The 20,432-nt window shown below is 70.1% G+C and carries 13 protein-coding genes; 8 read left to right on the top strand and 5 right to left on the bottom strand.

The window, feature by feature from the left end; all coding sequences use genetic code 11:
• Positions 1-61 precede the first annotated feature (61 nt).
• The 4 genes from WT26_RS09425 to WT26_RS09410 all read left to right on the top strand — a co-directional run bounded on the left by WT26_RS09425 (position 62) and on the right by WT26_RS09410 (position 3,478).
• The gene (locus tag WT26_RS09425) at positions 62-274 is read left to right on the top strand and encodes a glycine zipper 2TM domain-containing protein (protein ID WP_011545020.1); all 213 of its coding nucleotides are present in this window, start codon (positions 62-64) and stop codon (positions 272-274) included.
• A 287-nt stretch (positions 275-561) separates the two neighbouring features.
• On the top strand, positions 562-813 hold the full coding sequence (locus WT26_RS09420) for a hypothetical protein (RefSeq protein WP_069272703.1): 252 nt from the start codon (positions 562-564) through the stop codon (positions 811-813).
• 131 nt (positions 814-944) lie between these two features.
• On the top strand, positions 945-1,859 hold the full coding sequence (locus tag WT26_RS09415; RefSeq protein ID WP_069272702.1) for a DMT family transporter: 915 nt from the start codon (positions 945-947) through the stop codon (positions 1,857-1,859).
• Between the two features lie 338 nt (positions 1,860-2,197).
• Positions 2,198-3,478, top strand: coding sequence for an EAL domain-containing protein (locus WT26_RS09410; RefSeq protein ID WP_069272701.1), 1,281 nt, complete (start codon positions 2,198-2,200; stop codon positions 3,476-3,478).
• Between the two features lie 9 nt (positions 3,479-3,487).
• On the opposite strand, the gene arfB is transcribed toward WT26_RS09410, so the two are convergent.
• The 4 genes from arfB to recC are packed head-to-tail and all read right to left on the bottom strand — an operon-like array spanning position 3,488 to position 13,156.
• The gene (gene arfB / locus WT26_RS09405; protein ID WP_069272700.1) at positions 3,488-3,892 is read right to left on the bottom strand and encodes an alternative ribosome rescue aminoacyl-tRNA hydrolase ArfB; all 405 of its coding nucleotides are present in this window, start codon (positions 3,890-3,892) and stop codon (positions 3,488-3,490) included.
• Positions 3,889-6,105, bottom strand: a complete 2,217-nt coding sequence (locus WT26_RS09400) for an AAA family ATPase (RefSeq protein WP_069272699.1) — start codon at positions 6,103-6,105, stop codon at positions 3,889-3,891. Before WT26_RS09400 ends, arfB begins: the two co-directional genes overlap by 4 nt.
• Positions 6,102-9,809 (bottom strand): exodeoxyribonuclease V subunit beta, encoded by a 3,708-nt coding sequence (recB, locus tag WT26_RS09395; RefSeq protein WP_069272698.1) that lies wholly within the window; start codon positions 9,807-9,809, stop codon positions 6,102-6,104. Before recB ends, WT26_RS09400 begins: the two co-directional genes overlap by 4 nt.
• Entirely contained in the window at positions 9,806-13,156 is a 3,351-nt protein-coding gene (recC, locus tag WT26_RS09390) for an exodeoxyribonuclease V subunit gamma (protein ID WP_069272697.1), read from the bottom strand. The genes recB and recC overlap by 4 nt, the downstream gene beginning before the upstream one ends.
• Positions 13,157-13,337: 181 nt before the next feature.
• On the opposite strand from recC, the gene WT26_RS09385 reads away from it, so the two are divergent.
• Positions 13,338-15,629 (top strand): FUSC family protein, encoded by a 2,292-nt coding sequence (locus tag WT26_RS09385; RefSeq protein ID WP_069272696.1) that lies wholly within the window; start codon positions 13,338-13,340, stop codon positions 15,627-15,629.
• Between the two features lie 241 nt (positions 15,630-15,870).
• Positions 15,871-17,238 (top strand): amino acid permease, encoded by a 1,368-nt coding sequence (locus tag WT26_RS09380; RefSeq protein ID WP_069272695.1) that lies wholly within the window; start codon positions 15,871-15,873, stop codon positions 17,236-17,238.
• A gap of 65 nt (positions 17,239-17,303) precedes the next feature.
• On the opposite strand, the gene WT26_RS37230 is transcribed toward WT26_RS09380, so the two are convergent.
• Positions 17,304-17,468, bottom strand: a complete 165-nt coding sequence (locus WT26_RS37230; protein WP_155774640.1) for a hypothetical protein — start codon at positions 17,466-17,468, stop codon at positions 17,304-17,306.
• Between the two features lie 240 nt (positions 17,469-17,708).
• On the opposite strand from WT26_RS37230, the gene WT26_RS09375 reads away from it, so the two are divergent.
• A complete protein-coding gene (locus WT26_RS09375; RefSeq protein WP_069272694.1) occupies positions 17,709-18,752 on the top strand; it encodes a Fe(3+) ABC transporter substrate-binding protein in 1,044 nt (347 codons plus the stop codon).
• The gene (locus WT26_RS09370) at positions 18,742-20,430 is read left to right on the top strand and encodes an ABC transporter permease (protein ID WP_059664760.1); all 1,689 of its coding nucleotides are present in this window, start codon (positions 18,742-18,744) and stop codon (positions 20,428-20,430) included. The genes WT26_RS09375 and WT26_RS09370 overlap by 11 nt, the downstream gene beginning before the upstream one ends.
• Positions 20,431-20,432 lie beyond the last annotated feature (2 nt).

The raw sequence follows: 20,432 nt of genomic DNA, 5'->3' as shown, positions 1-20,432 counted from the left end.
TTTCAAGCGCGGCCACCGATCGGTCGCGCGACCTCCGTTCACTACCACAAGGACAACGATCATGAACTCGATTCGGCGTTTTGGGGTATGCGCTCTTCTCGTCGCGACGGTGGCCAGCCTGTCGGCCTGCGATTCGATGTCGCGACGCCAGCGCGATACGGCAATCGGTGCAGGTGTCGGCGGCGTCGCCGGCGCGGCGATCGGCGGCAACGCGCTGTCGACGCTCGGCGGCGCGGCGGCCGGCGGCATCATCGGCAACCAGGTCGGCAAGTAAGCCCGCCGCGCCCTCGCGGCGCGCAGGCTGAGCCGGACCGGACGGCGCTACCCGCTTGCGGAAGCGCCGTTTTCGCATGCGCGCCGGCGGCGTGGACCGCATGGATGACGGTGCGATGTGGAGTACGTAGCATCTTGTGCATTGCGCAATGCGATGTCCGCGGCGGTTCCCGCAGCGGTTTCCGTACCGGTACGCGAAATGATCCGTTACCGTTTTGCATACCCTGTCACGCACACGCAGCGTAAGCTGAAGCATCGGCGCTTCGCCTGCCTCGCCGGAGAGACATCATGAACAGGACCCTCGTCGCCGCGGCGCTCGCCTGCGTGACGCTCGCCGGCTGCTACTACCCGTACGGCTATTATCCGTCCGGCTATTACGCGGCGGCGCCCGTCCAGACCGCACCGGTGTATGTCGAGCCCGCGCCCGCCTATTACTATCCGGCACCGGCCTATGCGCCTGCATGGGGCGGTTATTGGGGACCGGCGCTATCGCTCAATTTCGGCTTCGGCGGACGCGGCGGCTGGCATCATCACCACTGACGGCCGCGCGCGACGGCTCGCGAGCCGCCGCCGATCTACCGTTTCTTGTCATTTCGTCCGATCGTGAAACGTCGGCCGGGAAGCGCGGTGTAAGATGCAACTCCCCTTCCCTGCCCTGCGCGTCACGACCGATGTCACCTAAAAATGCCTGCCTGCTGACCGTGCTCGCCGCCCTGTGGGGGGCGTCGTTCCTGTTTATCCGGATCGGCGTCGTCGATCTCGGCGTGGCGCCGCTGATGGCGTTGCGGGTCGGTATCGGCGCACTGTTCCTGCTCGGGCTCGCGCTGACGCGCATTGCGCCCGCCACGCTCGGCGCGCAACTGCGCCGCCATGCATGGCCGTTGTTCGTCGTCGGCGCACTGAACTCGGGCATCCCGTTCTGCCTGTTCGCGTTCGCCGAGCTGACGCTGTCGGCCGGCCTGACGTCGGTGATCAACGCGACGACGCCGCTCTGGGGCGCGCTCGTGGCCTACCTGTGGCTGAAGGACAAGCTGTCGCTGCCGCGTGCGCTCGGCCTCGTGATCGGGTTCGCCGGCGTGCTCACGCTCGTGTGGAACCAGATCGCGAATGCGCATGGCGAAGCGGGCGCCGCCGCGACCGCGCTCGCCGCCGCCGCGGCACTCGGCGCGACGCTGCTGTACGGCATCGCGGCCAATTACACGAAGCGCAAGTTGACCGGCGTCGATCCGCTCGTCAACGCGACCGGCAGCATGATCGGCTCGACCGTCCTGCTGCTGCCGTTCGCGATCGCCACCTGGCCGGCCGCGCCGGTCAGCGCGCACGCATGGGGCTCGGTGCTCGCGCTCGGTATCGCCTGCACGGGCATCGCGTATTTCATCTTCTTCTACCTGATCGCGCATGTCGGCCCCGCCCGCGCGATCACCGTGACGTTCGTGATTCCGGTGTTCGGCCTGCTGTGGGGCGCGCTGTTCCTCGGCGAACACGTGTCGGCCGTGATGATCGAAGGCTGCGCGATCGTGCTCGTCGGCACCGCGCTCGCGACCGGCGTGATCAAGCGGCTGCCGGGCATGCGGCCGGCGACCTGACGAACGCGCGGGCGTCGACGGGCGCGATGCCCGCCCGGATGCGAACCGGACGCGCCCGCATGGGCGCGTTTTTTGCGTCCGCGCCGCCGCTCCCGCATCACGGCTTTCGCTGATCCATGTCGATGCCGCCGCGCGCCTTCCCGCCGGACCGGGTTGTACGCGCAGAGCGTGTGGAGTTACCCTGATACGCCAACCGGGCGTATCCCGTTACACTCCGAACACTTACCCGCAGAAGGCGGCCAAGATGGACCTCGTTCTACCGCGCCCGCCTGCGCGCGCGGCCGCTTCGGCGGCTCGCCGCGACACTGCGCTGCCACTCGTCCCGGGGCGCCGCTGACATGCCGCAGACCCGTGGCCTTTCACTCGACTCCCTGCTCGACCGTCTCACACCGACGCCCGGCGGCTGGGTGACCGACTATCGCGGCGTGACGCTGCGCAGCGTGTTCCAGCCCGTGCTGTCGATCACGCACAAGCGGGTCGTCGGTTACGAGGCGCTGCTGCGCGTCGTCGACGCGAACGGCGAGACGCTGTCGCCCGGCGTCCTGTTCGACAAGGCGCACGGCGACGCCGACGCGCTGCTGCTCGACCGGCTCGCGCGCTGCCTGCATACGGCCAACTTCGTCGCGCAGGGCATCGGCGACGGCTGGCTGTTCCTGAACGTCACGCCGCGCGTGCTCGACTCGGGCCTCGTGCAGCGCGAATTCGTCGAGGCGCTGTGCCGCCATTTCGCGCTGCCGCCGAACCGCATCGTGCTGGAAGTCGTCGAACAACCGTCGCGCGACGAAGCCGCGCTGGCCCGCACGATCGACATGATCCAGCATCGCGACTTCCTGATCGCGATCGACGATTTCGGCACCGGCTTCTCGAACTTCGACCGCGTGTGGCGTGCGCGCCCGGACATCGTCAAGCTCGATCGCTCGCTCGTCGAACGCTCGACCGGTTCGGCCGACGACCGCCGCATCATGCATCACCTCGTGTCGATGCTGCACCAGGCCGGCGCGATGGTGCTCGCCGAGGGCGTCGAGAACGACGACTCGCTGCAGGCGCTGATGGAAGCCGACATCGATTTCGTGCAGGGTTTCCAGTTCGGCCAGCCCGACGCATCGATCGCCCATGCCAGCGCGGCAGCACCCGCGATGCTCGACGCCGCGTGGCAACGCTTCATCGCCCGCCGCCACGCGCAGACGAGCGCCGAGCAGCCGGGCTTCGACGCGATCGAGCGGCTCGTGCTGACCGGCGCGGCCGCGTTTTCCGCGAGCGGCAACCTGCAGGACGCCGCGCAACGCGTGTTCGCGGTGCCGGCCGCCCGCCGCGTGTTCGTCACCGACGAAACCGGCGAGCAGTTCCTGCCGTCGATCAGCGCGCAGCCCGATGAGCGCAATCCGGCCACTACACGCCTTGCGCCGCTCTTTCCGGAGACCCACAGCAACTGGTCGCGGCGCCCGTATTTCCAGCGCGCGATCGCCGCGCCCGGACGCGTCGCGCTGATGGGCCCGCATTTCTCGCTGACGGAAGGCCGCGACTGCTATACGGCCGCCGTCGCGATCCGCGCGCAAAGCCGGCTCGTCGTGTTCTGCGTCGACTTCGTACTCGACAGCGCGGGCACGATCATGCGCTGACGACGCGCGTCAATCCACGATCTTCCCCCGCCCGGACTTCACGACGCTGCGGCGCGACTTGTGCTCGAGCCGCCGCTCCTTCGACGCGCGCGTCGGCCGCGTGGCGACCCGTGCGCGCGGCGTGAACGCAACGCCGGCGATCAATGCATCGAGGCGCGCCAGCGCGGCCTCGCGGTTTTTCTCCTGGGTGCGGTATTCCTGCGACTTGATCACGACGATGCCGTCGCGCGTGATGCGCTGGTCGGACAGCGCGAGAAGCCGCTCCTTGATGACGGGCGGCAACGACGACGCACGGATGTCGAAGCGCAGGTGGATCGCACTCGACACCTTGTTCACGTTCTGCCCGCCGGCGCCTTGCGCGCGCACGGCCGTCCATTCGACCTCGGCCGGATCGAGCATATTGCGGATCATCATCGCGACGCCTCCATGCGACGCCGTGCCAGCGCCTCGTCGACGCGTGCCGCGAGCCCCGAATCGCGCTGCGTGCGCGTCGCGACCGCCTGTGCCAGCACGCGCCGCGGCCCGATCACCTGCACGCGCGTGCGGGCGCGCGTGACGGCCGTATAGACGAGCTCGCGCGTGAGCACACGGCCGAACGATGCCGGCAGCACGAGCGCGGCTTCGTCGAATTCCGAGCCCTGCGATTTGTGGACCGTCAGCGCGAATGCGGTTTCGTGCGGCGGCAGCGCGGCCGGCGACACCGCGCGTGCGGTGCCGTCCGCACGCCGGAACCACGCGCGCAGCACGCCGTGCGCGTCGGGCAGCGCAATGCCGATATCGCCGTTGAACAGCCCGAGCGCATAGTCGTTGCGCGTCACCATGATCGGCCGCCCCGTGAACCAGTGCGCGCCGACCGCCAGCGGCACGCGCGCCGCGTGGCGCACGTGCGCGGCCACGAGCGCATTGACGTGCTCCGCGCCGCGCAAGCCGCTGCGGGTCGCGCACAGGATCCGGAACCGGTTGAGCGCATCGAACAGCGGCAGCGGGTCCGGCACGGCGGCGGCGAGCGCATCCCGCAACGCGTCCAGATAAGCGGAAAAGCGCCGCGCGAGCCGTTCGACGGTCGTCGCGGCGAGCGCGTCGCCGGCATCCTCGTGGAACGACGCGGCGGCCGCGTCGCTCGCCGGCAGCGCGTCGAGCGCGGCCTGCACGTCGCCGCTGCGGATCGCGAGCGACAGCCGTCCGATCGGCGAATCGAGACCGAAGCGGTAGTTGCGTTCGAGCCAGACGACGCAATCCGCGAGCGGTGCCGGGGTGGCCGCTTCAGCGGCCTCGACGTCCTCCGGAGCAACGGGAATCATCGCCGCGACGCGCTGCGCGGCCCCGGCATCGAGCGGCGGCAACGCGGCCGCGTCGAGCCACGCCAGTTCGTCGGCCTCGATCCATGCGGGCGCGTCGTCAGCGTCGTCGGCGTCGCCTGCGGCTTCGTCGTCCGTCGCCACGGCCGCGGGTGGCTCATCGTCGAACAGCGACGCCTGGCGGGGGCCGGCCGGGGGCGGCGCGACCGGCGTGCGCCCGATCGCAGCCGCCGCCGCGGCTGCGTCAGGCTCCGCATCGGCCGGCGTCGGCAGCGCCGCGACGAATGCCGCCTCGTCGATGCCGAGCGCCTGCGCGATGCGCGTGCGCGCCGCGGCGGTAAACGCCGGTCGCGCGCTCAGCTCCGCAAATACGGCACCCGCCTCGACCGCGGCCAGCTGATCCTTGTCGCCGAGCAGCACGAGCCGTGCGCCCGGCGCGAGCGCATCGAGCAGATGCGCGGCGAGCGCGACGTCGATCATCGATGCCTCGTCGACGACGATCAGGTCGTACGGCAGCGGATTGTCGCGATGATGCCGGAAACCGGCCGCCCCGCCGCCGCCCAGCAGCCGGTGCAGCGTGTACGACGTATCGGGCAGGCGCGCCGCGAGTTCCTGCGGCAGGTCGCCGGCCCGCGCATGCAGTGCCTCCTGCATCCGCTGCGCGGCCTTGCCGGTCGGCGCGGCCAGCGCGACGCGCAGCCCCGGGTGCGCATCGAGCAGACAGGCCAGCACGCCGACGACGGTCGTCGTCTTGCCCGTGCCCGGGCCACCGCTGACGATCGTCACGCGGCCGGTCAGCGCGACGATCGCCGCGACGCGCTGCCAGTCGACTTCACCGTTCGCCGGCCCGAAGTAGCGCGCGAGACTGTCGCGCAGCCGGTCGGGCGCAAGACCTTCGTCCGGCACGCTCGCACCGGCCTGCGCGACGAGCGCATCGGCGAGCCGCCGTTCGTAGTCGAAATAGCGCGACAGGTACAGGTGATCGTGGCGGTCGACGATCAGCGGCCGCTCGTCGCCACGCGCGAGCGTGCCGAACGCGACCACGCCGCTCGCGGCGAGCGCCGCGTGAACCTCGTCGAGCGGTGCTTCGTAGCGCTGCGCGAGCGCGCCGAGCGCGACGCACACGTGGCCGCCCGCGGTCGCACGACTCGTCGCGAACGCCGCGCGCGCCGCCCAGCGCGCGGCCGCGGCCGGCGCGCCGGCGCGGCGAGCGAGATCGCCGATTCGCCGCGCGAAACCTTCCGCGAGCGCGATGCCGAAATCGGCGGGCTCGGGCAGCCGCGCGACGAGGCCGCCGGTGAATTCGAGCGGATCGTCCTGCACGTTCATGCGCGGCCCCCTTCCATCATCCGGTCGAGTGCGTCGACAAGCGCGCGAGCCGGCCGCCGCGCATGCACGCCGGCCGGCTCGCCGCCGCTGCGCCAGCCGGGCCGCACACCCCGCACGAACAGGTACAGGTAGCCCGCGACATGCGTGTCGTAGTCGTAACCGGGCAGCCGCCCGCGCAGGTAGCGATGCAGCGCGACCGTATAGAGCAGCGCCTGCAGGTGATACGCGTGGTCGGCCATCGCGACGTCGAGCGCGCGCGGGCCATAGGCGTCCGGCGTCGTGCCGAGATGGTTCGACTTCCAGTCGACGATCCAGAAGCGGCCGTCGTGTTCGACGATCATGTCGATGAAACCCTTGATGAAACCGGCGAGCATGCCCGCCTCCAGTGCAACGTCCGGGTAGCCGTGCGCGACCAGCAGGCGGCGTAGCGCCATCAGGTCGAGCGACGGCGCCGGGAACAGGAAACCCATTTCGTCGAGCCGCTTCGCGGGATCGAGATCGGCGAGCCGCATGCCCGGCACGAGCTCGGTGCGCACGACGTCATCGACCAGTTGCACCATCATCGCCGGCAGACGTGCCGCGAGTTCGGGCCCGGCCTCGACCGGCCGGTCGTGCAGCGCACCGAGCGCGGCCGCGTGCCACGATCCCGGATCGGTGAAATCGCTCAGCTCGAACAGGCGGTGCAGGCACTCGCCGGCCGCCGCGCCGCGCGGGAACACGAGGATGTCGTCGTCCGGCGGCGCGGCCTCCGGCCACGCATCGCCCGGATCGTCATCCGGCGCGAGCGCGGCAAGCGCATCGTGGTCGGGCCGCAGTTCGTCATCGGGCACGGCCGCCACGCCCGCCTCCTCGCGCGCCATCGACGCGGTCAGCGAACTGAAGCTGGCCATCCGCCAGGCATCGCGCAGCACGCGCGTCGCATGGCGCGCCGCCAGCGCCTCGTTCGCGTCGTGCCCGGCCGCCAGACGCTCGGGGCGCGCAGGCGCCGGCAGCGGCGCGACGCTCACGGGGCCGCCCGCGAGCGCATGCCACGCCGTATCGAGCGCGGCTTCGTCGGGCGGCTCGTCGAGCCATGCATCGAACGACTGGCCGGCGCCGGCGACGAGCCAGTTGAGCACGCTGCGCCGCGCCTCGCGCGTCGAGCGCGACGACAGGTACGGCCCGGCGACGACGTAGCAGCGATAGACCGCACGCGTGAGCGCCACGTAGACGAGCCGCGCGCGCTCCGCGGCCTGCTCGCGCAGCGCCTGCCGCGCCGCATGCGCGGCCGCCTCGTCGTCGCACCCGTAATGCAGCACCGCGTCGCCCGCATCGTCGTGGTATTCGCGCGCATCGGGCAACGCCGACGCGGGCGGCTCGCGCAACCCGCCGTCGTTCAGGAACGGACAGAACACGATCGCGTATTCGAGGCCTTTCGACTTGTGCACGGTGACGATCTGCACGAGGTTGCGATCGGATTCGAGCCGCAACTGCGCTTCCTCGCCGCCGCCGTCGAGCCGTTGCGCGGCCAGCCAGCGCAGCGTCGGCGCGATGCCCGGCTGCGCGGATGCGCGTGCCTGCGTCAGTTCGGCCAGATGGTTGATGTCGGTCACGCGACGCTCGCCGTCCGCGCCGGCCATCAGCCGCTCGGCGATCCGCAATTCGCGCGTGAACGTGCGCCACATCACCGCGAAACCGCGTTCGCGCCACAGCAGCCGGTATCGCGAGAAGCGCTCGACCCAGCTCATCGCGTCGACGCTGTCGGCCGCGGACGCTTCACGTGACGCATCACCGTCGCCCTGCTCCATCCGCCACAGTGCGCCGGCATCGAGGCCGAACCAGTCGGATGCGAGCGCCGCGCGCAGACGCCGCAGGTCGCCCGGCGCATCGGTCGCCGCCAGCACGCGTTCAAGCTGCTCCGCGTCGCCGGTCGAGAACACCGACGCCTGCGCCAGTTCCACGCTGCCGATACCCCACGCGGCCAGCACGCGCTTCACGAGACTGCCCTGCCGGTGCGTCTGCACGAGCACCGCGATATCGCCCGGCGACAGCGGCGACTCGCCGAGCCGCACGCGCCCTTCGCGCGCGCCGCGCATCAGCCGGGCAATCTCGGCGGCACAGGCCTGCGCGGCCTGTGCCTGCGCATCGCGCTTGAGCAACGTGCCTTCACCGCCAGGCAACGCCCACACCCGGAAGTCGCCGGCCGGGCCCGGATCGGTCTCGTCGACGAACGGCGCACGCACGCGCGTGCCCGCACGCACCGCGTAATAGTCGAGCCCGTCGAGCACGAACGCGCGCGGATTCGACATGAAGAAGCGGTTGCACGCATCGACGATCGCGGGCGTCGAGCGCTGGTTGACCGCGAGCGTGTAGCACGCGCTCGCCCGCGCGCGCGCCGTCAGATAGGTATGCAGATCGGCCGCGCGGAAGCTGTAGATCGCCTGCTTCGGATCGCCGACGAGGAATAGCGGGCCGCCCGGCGCGAAGATCCGGTCGAAGATCGCGAACTGCAGCGGGTCGGTATCCTGGAACTCGTCGATCAGCGCGGCCGGATAGCGTGCGCGCAGCGTCTCGGCGAGCCACGGATGCGCATGCAGCGCGTGATACAGGTTCGCCAGCAGATCGTCGAACGACACGACGCGACGCGTGCGCTTGCGCTCGGCCAGCTCGCCCGGCGCCATGTCGAGCCATTCGGCGATCAGCACGAGCCAGCGCGCGCGCTGCGCGGCTTCAGCCGCCGCCACGGCCGCCTCGAGCGCGTCGGCCACGTCGAAGAACGCATGCTCGGGCGTCGCGCCGCCTTTTTTCGTCGCCTTCACGAGCGCGGTGCGCGTGAGCTTCAGCGCGGCCTTCGGCAGTGCAGCCGTTGCGTTGCCCTGTGCGAAATGCGCGGCCCATGCGGCGAGCGCATCGGCAACCGCTTCGGGTTTGTGCGAACGCTGGTTGAGCGCGGGCTGGGCGGTGCGCAGCAACGCATCGATCGCTTCGCGCTCGGCCGCCCACATCCGCCCGGCCTCGGCGAAGCATTCGGCCGCGGCGGCGTCGGCCGATTCGTCGGGCTCGCTCACGCCGTCCCAGCGCAGCGCGGCGAGCGGCTTCTTCAGCCGGCGCGCAAGCTGCGCATCGAGCGCGGCCGGGCCGGCGCCCGATTCGACGAGCCAGGCCGCGAAACCCGGCCAGCGCGCGGCCGCCGGTTCGACCCGCGTGCGCCAGAAATCCGCCGCGAGTTCGAAGCGCAGCGACGCGTCGTCGGCCTCCATGTCGAACGCGAACGGCATCGCGGCCGCGAACGGCGCTTCCTGCAGCGCGCGCTGGCAGAACGCGTGGATCGTATGGATGGCCGCCTGGTCGAACGCGCGCAGCGCGCGCCGGATCCGTTTCGCGGCCGTTTCGGGATCGAGCTCGCCACCTTCGCCGAGCGTCGTCTCGAGCAGGCGCTCGATGAACGGATCGCCGCCGTCGTCGCCCGTGTCGAGCGCATGCGCAAGCTGCGCGAGCCGGCCGCGAATCCGCTCGTGCAGCTCCGCGGTCGCCGCTTTCGTGAAGGTCACGACGAGGATCTCGTCCGCACCGAGATCCTTTTCCAGCAGCAGGCGCACATAGAGCGCGCAGATGTTCCAGGTCTTGCCGGTGCCGGCCGATGCCTCGATCTGGTTGACGCCATCGAGCGGACACGCGAACACGTCGAGCTCGAGCGCCTGCTGCGGCTGCGACACGGCGCTCATGCGACCTCCTTCAGATGCTCGACGAGCGGATCGAACACGAGCCGCGCGAGTGTGGCGAACGGCTCGTCGAGCGACGCGTGCGCGCCGCGCCACGCGATCGCGATGGCCGGATCGTCGGCTTCGCTCACGACCCGCTCGTTGATCCACACGCTCGCGGCCTTGGCCTCGCCGTCGGACACCCGCGCCCATGCGCTGCGCGGAAAAAACCGCAGCGGCATCCGCCGCCCCGCGCGAAACAGCGCGGCAAGCGGCGCGAGCTGCTCGAGCGGCGCCGCGACGGGCGTCAGCTCGAACGCGCCGCCGCTGCCGAACCACAGCGTACGGCGCGGGCCGTCAGGCTCGATCGCGCAGTAGACGAGATGCGCAAGCCACGCGGACAGGTAGTCGCGCGCACTCGGCCTCGCATAACGGTAGATGATCTGCCCCGCGGCCGTCACGCGATTCAGCGTGCCGTGCAGTTCGAGCGGCGCGCTCGCCGCGTCGCCCGACAGCATCGCATCGTGCGCGCCGAACAGCGCCTGCTCCGCTGCGGGCCACGCCGGCGCGACCTCGATCGAGAACGGCAGGCGTTCGGCGCCGTCGGCGAGCGCCTGCCGCACGTTCGATGCCAGCTGCGTCATCGAGCCGAGCGCCTGGTCGCGCCACACGGCGCCTGTCGCGCCGCCCGGCAGTTCGGGGCTCGCGTCCGCGATGCGCAGCGCATGATCGTGCACGCCGCCCTCGTCCGATTCGATCAGCAGCGGCAGCACGCGTTCGGCGAGCGCATCGCTGCCGGCGAAGTCGAGCGCGAACGGCTCGGTGTCGAGCAGTTCGGCCTGCGCGTCGGCAAGCACGATGCCGAGCCGGCCGCGCAGCAACGCGCGCGCCGGATGGCGCCAGAAGCGTTCGAACTCGCTGAATGCGACAGGCTCGACCGGTTCGGCCGGCAGCGGCTGCGCGAAGAACGGCAATTCGCGCGGGCCGTCGCGCGACGCTTCGGCGGCGAGCAGCGACGCGAGCGTCGCCCGCTCTGCGTCATAGGAAAACAGCGGCCCGTCCGGCCGGAAATACGCGGCCGCGAACGGTTGCAGCGGATGCTCGACGATGAACGCGCGCCGCGCGGCATCGACCTCGCCAGGTGCAGCGTCGGGCCCGGCCGTGACGATCGCCAGATGATCGAGCAACTCGTCGACGAGCGCCGCAGGCGGCAACGGCGCGTTGTCACGAATGCTGCGGCCCGTGTACGCGATCAGCAACCGGTCGCGTGCGGCGAGCAGCAGGTCGAGAAAGAGGTTGCGCTCGTCGTCGCGGCGCTGCCGGTCGCCGAGCTTCGGCAACACGGCCATCAGGTCGAATTCGTCCGCGCGCGCGAGGCTCGGCAGCACGCCGTCGTCCATCCCGAGCAGGCAGACGACGCGATACGGCAGCCCGCGCAGGCTCGTCAGCGACGAGAACGTGACGCCGCCCCACGGCACCCCGCCGCGCGCCGGATCGTCGAGTGCGGCGGCGAGCCCGGCCCGGACGACGGCCGCCGGCAGCGCTTCGTCGGGCGCCCCCTCCGTCATTGCGGCCAGCATTGCGTCGAGCGCGTCGCGCACACCCGCGAGCGCATCCGCATACGCGGCGCCCGAATCGAAGAAACGCGCGAGCGTGTCGGCGAACAGTTCGCTCCAGCCATGCGGCGTATGCGATTCGGCCAGCCGCCGCGCGAAGCCGTCGAGATCGTCGGTAAAGCGTGCGAGCCGGCCGAGCAGCTCGGCCTCGCTGCCGGTGGCCGCCTCGATCGGCAGCCACGCGCCGACCGGTGCCGCGCCTTCCGGCATCGCATAACCGAGAAAGAGCCGCGCGAGCGCATCGGAGAACGTATGACGCGGCGACGGCACGGCCGCATCGTCGCTCGCGAGCGGCGACAGCCCGCGCCGCGCGCCGGCGGCCGCGAGCCAGGTCTGCACCGTCTCGAGCGCCGTCGCATCGATGCCGTAGCGTGCCGCCACCGCGTCGACGCGCAGCCATTCGACCAGCTCAGGCGCACCGACCTGCCGCTCCGGCAACGCGAGCCAGTCGAGCAGCACGCGCGCGACCGGGTTCGCCTGCGAAGGCGGCAGGCCGGTGATGCGGTAAGGCACCCGTGCGCCGCCACTGCCGGCCGTGCCGAACACCGCATCGATCAGCGGCCCGGCCGCCGCGAGATCGGCGACCGCGACGAGCACGTCGGACGGTTGCAGGCTCGCGTCGGCGTCGAACCACGCGAGCAGCCGGTCGTGCAGCACCTCGAGCTGGCGCGCGAGGCTGTGGCACACGTGCACCTCGATGCCCCGCTCGGCCGGGGCATCGCCGGCTTCGGCCTCGGGCCGCAGTTCGAGGATCGCGTTCTGCACGCGCGCGAGCCACGTCGGCGCGGGATTCTCGACGAAACGCGACGCGTCGCCCGACGCGGCGCTTTCGGTCAGTTCGTGCAGCATGTGCAGCTGTGCCTGGGTCTGCCTGCCCCATTCGGCGAGCAGCGGATGGCCGACTTCCTGGTAGTCGAGGCGCCCGGCCGCGTCGAGCGCCTCGGCATGCGCGGCGGTCACGATGTCGAACCAGAATTCGCGGCACGGGTTCAGCGCATAGACGCGCACGTCGATCCAGCGCGACAGCTCGCGCAGCAAGGCGACGTGCAGCGGCGGCATCGTCGGCAGCGCGAACACGCTGACCGATTCCGGCCAGTGCGTGCGCGTGCGCGCGCGCGCGACGGTTTCGGGATCGAGGTGGCGCGCCTCGACGAGGAAACGGTGCGCCGGCGGCGTGCCGCTGTCGCTCAGCTCGGCAAGCAGCACGCGCCACAGCGCGGCCTGCCAGCGCTCGTCGTCGCGTGCGGCGTCGCTGATCCCGCGCGGCGCGCCGTCGCCCGCGAGCACGGACTCGCCGGCCTGCCATGCGGCGAGCCACTCGGGACGATAGGTCAGGTAATGGTCGAGCACGGCCGCGACGCGGTGGGCAAGCTCGTAGCGCATCGCGTCGTCGGACGCGGACAGATACGCGGCCAGCCGCGGCGACGCGAGCCACGGCGCACCGTCGGACGCCTGCGCGAACAGCCGGTAGCAGCGCCACACGAGGCGGTCGGGCGCGAACGGCGAACGCGCGGGCACCGTCAGCACGCGGCCGATCTGCGCCCACAGCCACTGCGCGAGATACGTGAACTCGACGTTCGCGCAGACGCCGTTGCGCGCGGCGATGTCGAGCTCGAGGCGACGGCGCAGCGCCGCGCTCGGCACGATGACCTGTTGCGGCGCCCACGGGCCGTTGCGGGCCGGGAACGCCGCCAGATCCTCGAGCAGCGCGTCGGCCAGCGTTTCGTGACGGTTCGAATAGAAGAGATGGAGCATGAAGCAGGCGTCGGAACCTCGCGCCGGCAGGGCCGGGCGAACAGGATCACCAAGGATAGCAAATGGACCGCCTCCGCGAACCTCGGCCGGAAAGCCAGGTTTTGCGGGCCGCGAAATACGATAGACTCGTCGCCAGTCAATACGCCGCCCCGGGCGTCTTCGTCTGCCATTCAGCCCATCGATGCGCTATTCGGTCGAAATCAGAAAGTTTTTCTACAGCCAGTACTTTTTCGGCGGCCTGCGGATCGCGGTCGGCGTCTCGCTGCCGGCCGTGCTGTGCCTGATCGTGTTTCACAACCGCGAGCTCGGCTTCACGATCTCGACCGGCGCGCTCGGCGCCTGCGTCGTCGACATGCCGGGCCCGCTCAAGTACAAGCACAACGAAATGCTCGCGTGCAGCGTGATCGGCTTCCTGGCCGCGCTCGCGACCGGCCTTGCCACACCGAACATCTTCGTGCTCTGGCTCACCATCGTGCCGCTCACCTTCGTGCTGTCGCTGATCGTCGTCTACGGCAACCGCTGGCCGCAGATCAGCTTCGCGACGCTGTTCATGATGGTGATGACGCTCGAGGAGAAGTTCACGCCGCTGCAGGCGTTCATCAACGCCGGCTGGATTCTCGCGGGCGGCCTCTGGTACACGTACTGGGCCACGCTCGTGTCGCGATGGCAGGCACGCCGGATCGAGCAGCAGGCGCTGGCCGAGAGCCTGTTCGCCTGCGCCGACTACCTGCTCGCGCGCGCGCAGTTCTACGACCTCGATGCCGATCTCGACGAGTGCTACCGCAATCTCGTCGCCAAGCAGATCACCGCGGTCGAAACCCAGGAAACCGCGCGCGACATCGTGCTGCGCAACCTGCCGAAACTGCGCCGCGGCAAGCTCGATCCCGGCCGCACGACGATGTACAACCTGTTCATCAACAGCGTCGACCTGCACGAGCTGTTCGTCGGCGCGCACACCGATTACCCGCTGGTGCGCAACACGTTCGGCGGCTCGGACCTGATCATCTTCTATCGCGACCTGATCCGCAAGGCGGCCGCCGATCTCGAGGAGATCGGCCTCGCGGTGCTCGAAAACCGCGCCCCGCATTCGCGGATCAGCGTGAAGGCCGAGCTGCGCGCGATCGAGTACGAGATCGAGCTGATGCGCAAGAAGAACTTCCCGGCCACCAACGCGGAGGCGTATGCGGCCGTGCTCGCCACGTTCCGGCGCATCTGGAGCGCGACGCGCCTGATCGACCGGATGCGCCGCAACCTGTCGGGCCACGCCGATCCGCAGCAAACCGAACTGAAGATCGACAAGGCGCTCACGCGCTTCCTGCAGCGCCGCCGGATGTCGCCCCTCCTGATCTTCTCGAACCTGAACATGCGCTCGCCGAGCTTCCGCCACGCGCTGCGCGTGACGATCGCGGTGGCGGTCGGGTTCTGGCTCGGCCGGCTGCTGCCGCTCACGAACGCGTACTGGATCGTGATGACGACCATCATCATCCTGAAGCCCGGCTACTCGCTCACGAAGCAGCGCAACGCACAGCGGATCATCGGCACGCTGATCGGCTGCGCGGCCAGCATCGCGCTGATCTACACGGTGAAGGAGCCTCACCTGCTGATCGCGATCATGTTCGGGTCGATGGTGATGAGCTACAGCCTGCTGCTGTTCAACTACGCGGCGAGCGTCGTGTTCACGTCGTCGTACGTGCTGCTGATGTTCCACCTGCTCGCGCCGGGCAGCATGCGGATCATCGGCGAGCGCGCGATCGACACCGTGGTCGGCTGCATGATCGCGATCGCCGCGAGCCGGCTGTTCCCGTACTGGGAATACCGGCTGATGGGCAAGCAGGTGGCCGACATGCTCACCGCGACCCGCAAGTATTTCGAGGCCGTGTGGCGGGCCGGGCGCGGCGTGTCGCCGCCGCCCGTGCCGGCCGCCGACGGCGCGGCCGTCGTACCGGTCGTCGCCGCGGCCGTCGAGGCGCCGGCCACGACCCTCGACGACGACTACCGTTACCGCCTCGCGCGCAAGGACGTGCACATCGCGTTCGCGAATCTCGGGCAGGCGTTCCAGCGGATGATGATCGAGCCGAAGGCGCACCAGCGCTTCGTGCCGGAACTGAACGACCTGCTCGTGCAGACCCACGTGCTCGGCGCGCAGATCACGGCCGCCGCGCCGCTGATCCGCAACGCGTGCGCGGCCGGGCCGGGCGCAAGCCACGGCGACACGCTCGAACGCGGGCTCACCGCGATCCTCGACAACCTCGAGAAGGCCGAGGCCGGCGAGCCGCCGCCCGCCGATCAGCTCGACGCGTCGAAGCAGATCACGCGCGACCTCGACGCGATGGTCGTGTCCGCGGAGAAATCCGATGCGGTGGGTGCCGAGCTCACGCACGACCTGAAGGTACTCGCACACCAGTGCAAGCAGATGCTCGCGTCGTCGCTGCTGATCCGCAAGGATGCGAGCGTGATCCGTCTGCCCGCATGACGTTTGCCGCCGCGGGCCGGCCCGCGGCGTTTCCCGATAAAGCGAAGCCCCACGCATGACCTGCCCGCCCCGCGCGCACGCCGCACGCCGTTCCGTCCGGCACGCCAGTCAGGGAATACCCGATTCCGGTCACCCGGCCCGGCTTGTTATCATTCGTTCACATTCAAGTTGTATATACAACTTGAGGCAACCGGACCGGCCCCGCTCGCCCGGTCCGTCGCATAACGATATCGGAGACACGATGAAAAACTTGCAGCGCCACCTGAGCGCGCGGCACATCCGCTTTCTCGCGCTGGGTTCGGCGATCGGCACGGGCCTGTTCTACGGTTCGGCGTCCGCGATCCAGCTCGCGGGCCCGGCCGTGATCCTGGCGTACATCCTGGGCGGCGCGGCCGTCTACATGGTGATGCGCGCGCTCGGCGAGATGGCCGTGCGCGAACCCGTCGCCGGCTCGTTCGGCCACTATGCGACCGAGAACCTCGGCCCGTTTGCCGGCTTCGTCACCGGCTGGACCTACACGCTCGAAATGGTGATCGTCGCGATCGCCGACATCACCGCGTTCGGTATCTACATGGGCTTCTGGTTTCCGGACGTCCCGCAGTGGATCTGGGTGCTCGGCGTCGTCGCGATCATCTGCGGGCTGAACCTGTGCCACGTGAAGGTGTTCGGCGAACTCGAGTTCTGGTTGTCGATCATCAAGGTCGGCGCGATCGTCGCGATGATCGGCGGCGGCGCGGCGATCCTGCTGACCGGCATGCACTTCGGCCATTCGGCCGACGTGCCGACGTTCGCGAACCTGTGGAACCATGGCGGCTTCCTGCCGAACGGCGTCGGCGGGCTGATCGCGTCGCTGTCGGTCGTGATCTTCGCGTACGGCGGGATCGAGGTGATCGGGATGAGCGCCGGCGAGGCCAAGGATCCGGAGCGCGTGATTCCGCGCGCGATCAACGCGGTGCCCGCGCGCATCCTGCTGTTCTACGTGCTGACGATGGTCGTGCTGATGTCGATCAGCCCGTGGACGGGTGTCGGCAGCGACGGCAGCCCGTTCGTGCAGATCTTCTCGGCGCTCGGCGTGAAGTCGGCCGCGACGATCCTCAACCTGGTCGTGATCAGCGCGGCGATCTCCGCGATCAACAGCGACATCTTCGGCGCGGGCCGGATGATGTTCGGGATGGCGCGCCAGGGCCAGGCACCGCGCGTGCTGATGACGACGTCGCGGCACGGCGTGCCGTGGGTCACGGTGCTCGTGATGGCGGTCGCGCTGCTCGTCGGCGTGCTGCTCAACTACCTGATGCCGAAGGACGTGTTCCTGATGGTCGCGGCAATCGCGACGTTCGCGACCGTGTGGGTCTGGCTGATGATCCTGCTGTCGCAGGTTGCGATGCGCCGCCGGCTGTCGAACGCCGAAGTCGCCGCGCTGAAGTTCAAGGTGCCGTTGTGGCCGGTCGCGCCGGCCCTGACGATCGCGTTCATGGGCTTCGTGATCGTGATGCTCGGCTGGTTCGAGGACACCCGCATCGCGTTGGTGGTCGGCGCCGCCTGGCTCGCGCTGCTCGCGGCGGTCTTCTTCACGCGGCTCCGCCCGAAATTCGCGCCTGCGTCACGTTGACGCACGGTTGATGCACGGTTGACGCACACACGCGGCGCCCTGCTTCGGCGGGCGCCCGCGCCGCGTCAGTGCGCGGCCGATGCGCTCGACGCGACGGCCGGGTGCGCGTCGTCGTACGCGCGCTTCTGCGAAATCGCGTTGTACAGGATCGTCCCGATCACGAGCAGCACGGCCACGACGATCAGGATGCTCACGTTGCGGACTGGGTTCTTCTTGCGCTGATCGTTCATGGTCGGGGCAACTCCGTCAAATTCGTCGAAGCGGGCATTCTACGCGCTTGCGCGCGCGTTGCCGCGCATTTCCCCACTCCCGCCGCCCTCCCTTCTCCGCCCCCGCCCAAGCTTCCATTTGATAACGGTTCCCATTTCGATCTAGAATCCCGAGTCTTTCATTTTGTAATATTCCGGGCCGATCGAACGGCAGGCGCGGCCCGGCGCGCCCTCTTCGTCCGCCTGCCTCACGGAGCTCCCATGTCGCACTCGCGCACCCGCCTGCTGCCGCTCGCCGGCGCCATCGCCTTCGCCGCCGCCGCGTTCGCACCGCTGGCCCACGCGACCGAGGAAGTCAGCCTGTACACCACCCGCGAACCGAAGCTGATCCAGCCGCTCATCGAAGCGTTCACGAAGCAGAGCGGCGTCAAGGTCAATACGGTGTTCGTGAAGGACGGCCTGCTCGAGCGCGTGAAGGCGGAAGGCGCGCAGTCGCCGGCCGACGTGCTGATGACGGTCGACGTCGGCAACCTGCTCGATCTCGTCGACGGCGGGCTCACGCAGCCGGTGCGCTCGAAGACGCTCGACGACGCGATTCCCGCGAACCTACGCGGCGCGAACGGCGACTGGTACGCGCTGTCGCTGCGCGATCGCGTGCTGTACGTCGAGAAGGACCTGAAGGTCGATGCGTTCCGCTACGAGGATCTCGCCGATCCGAAATGGAAGGGCAAGGTCTGCATCCGCTCGGGCCAGCATCCGTACAACACGGCGCTCGTCGCGGCGATGATCGCGCACGACGGCGAAGCCGCGACCGAGAAGTGGCTGCGCGGCGTGAAGGCGAACCTCGCGCGCAAGGCGACCGGCGGCGACCGCGACGTCGCACGCGACATCCTCGGCGGCATCTGCGACGTCGGCCTCGCGAATGCTTACTACGTCGGCCACATGAAGAATGCGGAGCCCGGCAGCGACGCGCGCAAGTGGGGCGACGCGATCAAGGTCGTGCGGCCGACGTTCGCGAACGCGAAGAGCGGCGGCACGCACGTCAACATCAGCGGCGCGTCGGTCGCGAAGCACGCGCCGCACAAGGCCAACGCGGTGAAACTGCTCGAATACCTCGTGTCGCCGGAAGCGCAGGCGCTGTATGCGCAGGCGAACTACGAATACCCGGTGCGCGCGAACGTGAAACTCGATCCGGTGATTGCCGGCTTCGGCATGCTGAAGATCGACCCGCTGCCGCTGACGGACATCGCGAAGCATCGCAAGCAGGCGAGCCAGCTCGTCGACAAGGTCGGTTTTGACAACTGACGCAACCACCGCCGGCACCCGCCGCACGGCGGGCCGGCCGCGCCTGCAGCCACGCGCGGGCAGCCTGTGGCTGATCGCGGCGCTGGCGATCGCCGCGGCGGTCGCGGCGCCGCTCGCGGTGCTCGTGGCCGCCGCGTTCGACGCCGATCTCGCACACTGGCGGCATCTCGCCGAATTCGTGCTGCCGCGGGCGCTCGTCAATACGCTGCTGCTGCTCGCGGGCGTCGGCACGATCGTATCGGTCGTCGGCACCGGCTGCGCGTGGCTCGTCACCGCATACGACTTTCCCGGCCGCCGCGTGCTCACGTGGGCGCTGCTGCTGCCGCTCGCGGTTCCCACCTACATCGTCGCGTTCGCGTATCTCGACCTGCTGCACCCGATCGGCCCCGTCCAGGGCGCGATCCGCTGGCTGCTCGGCTTCGACGGCCCGCGCCAGTTCCGCCTGCCCGACCTGCGCTCGCTGCCCGGCGCGATCTTCGTGCTCGGCTTCGTGCTGTATCCCTATGTCTACCTGAGCACGCGCGCGATGTTCGTCACGCAGTCCGCGAGCCTGCTCGAAGCCGCGCGCACGCTCGGCGCGGGACGCATCGCCACGTTCTGGCGCGTCGTCGTGCCGCTCGCGCGGCCCGCGATCGCGGTCGGCGTGAGCCTCGCGCTGCTCGAAACGCTGAACGATATCGGCGCATCGGAATTCCTCGGCGTGCAGACGCTGACGGTATCCGTCTACACGACATGGATCACGCGGTCCGATCTTGCCGGCGCCGCACAGATCGCGCTCGCGATGCTCGCGATCGTCGTCGGCATGATCGTGCTCGAACGCTGCGGGCGCCGCCGCCAGCGCTATGCGCATGGCCGGCGCATGCGGCCGATCGCGCCGCGCCGCCTGACGGGCACGGCCGCATGGGGCGCCGCCGCGCTCGGCTGGCTGCCCGTGCTGCTCGGCTTCGGCGCGCCGGCCGCGTATCTCGCGGTCGAGACGGCCAAGCGGCTGCATCTCGTCGGCGGCGTGTCCGCGCAACTGATGACGGGGCTCGCGAACACGCTGACGATCGCCACCGCCGCCACCGTCGCGACACTCGCGTGCGGGCTCGTCGTCGCATGGGCCGCGCGCGCGCAACGCGACAGCGCACGTGCGGGCCCGGCCCGCGTGTGCGCGAGAATCGCGAGCCTCGGTTATGCGGTGCCGGGCACCGTGCTCGCGATCGGCCTGCTGATCCCGTTCGCGGCGGCCGACCGGCTGTTCGGCGCGGCGCTCGGCCGCGACGGGCTGCTGCTGATGGGTTCGGCGGCCGCGCTCGTGATTGCCTATACCGTGCGCTTTCTCGCGATCCCGGCCGGCAGCATCGAAGCCGGCCTCGCGCGCATCCCGCCGTCGCTGGAACAGGCGGCGCGTTCGCTCGGCGAAACGGCCGGCGGCACGCTGCGCCGCGTGCACCTGCCGCTGCTGCGGCCCGCGCTCACCACGAGCGCACTGCTGGTGTTCGTCGACGCCATGAAGGAATTGCCGGCGACGCTGCTGCTGCGTCCGCTGAACTTCGACACGCTCGCCACCTGGCTGTATGCGGAAGCCGCGCGCGGCACCTATGAGGAAGGCGCGGTCGCCGCCCTCGCGATCGTGCTGGCCGGGCTCGTGCCCGTGATCCTGCTCGCCCGCACCCGCCACAAGATCGGAGCCTGACA

It is taken from the genome of Burkholderia cepacia, assembly GCF_001718835.1.
GTDB lineage: Bacteria > Pseudomonadota > Gammaproteobacteria > Burkholderiales > Burkholderiaceae > Burkholderia > Burkholderia cepacia_F.
This window is presented reverse-complemented; position numbering and strand designations above follow the sequence as displayed.

Bases quoted from the DNA above. Each gene is read 5' to 3' on its own strand.
- WT26_RS09425 (WP_011545020.1), top strand. From the start codon at position 62: ATGAACTCGATTCGGCGTTTTGGGGTATGCGCTCTTCTCGTCGCGACG.
- WT26_RS09420 (WP_069272703.1), top strand. From the start codon at position 562: ATGAACAGGACCCTCGTCGCCGCGGCGCTCGCCTGCGTGACGCTCGCC.
- WT26_RS09415 (WP_069272702.1), top strand. From the start codon at position 945: ATGTCACCTAAAAATGCCTGCCTGCTGACCGTGCTCGCCGCCCTGTGG.
- WT26_RS09410 (WP_069272701.1), top strand. From the start codon at position 2,198: ATGCCGCAGACCCGTGGCCTTTCACTCGACTCCCTGCTCGACCGTCTC.
- arfB (WP_069272700.1), bottom strand. From the start codon at position 3,892: ATGATGATCCGCAATATGCTCGATCCGGCCGAGGTCGAATGGACGGCC.
- WT26_RS09400 (WP_069272699.1), bottom strand. From the start codon at position 6,105: ATGAACGTGCAGGACGATCCGCTCGAATTCACCGGCGGCCTCGTCGCG.
- recB (WP_069272698.1), bottom strand. From the start codon at position 9,809: ATGAGCGCCGTGTCGCAGCCGCAGCAGGCGCTCGAGCTCGACGTGTTC.
- recC (WP_069272697.1), bottom strand. From the start codon at position 13,156: ATGCTCCATCTCTTCTATTCGAACCGTCACGAAACGCTGGCCGACGCG.
- WT26_RS09385 (WP_069272696.1), top strand. From the start codon at position 13,338: ATGCGCTATTCGGTCGAAATCAGAAAGTTTTTCTACAGCCAGTACTTT.
- WT26_RS09380 (WP_069272695.1), top strand. From the start codon at position 15,871: ATGAAAAACTTGCAGCGCCACCTGAGCGCGCGGCACATCCGCTTTCTC.
- WT26_RS37230 (WP_155774640.1), bottom strand. From the start codon at position 17,468: ATGAACGATCAGCGCAAGAAGAACCCAGTCCGCAACGTGAGCATCCTG.
- WT26_RS09375 (WP_069272694.1), top strand. From the start codon at position 17,709: ATGTCGCACTCGCGCACCCGCCTGCTGCCGCTCGCCGGCGCCATCGCC.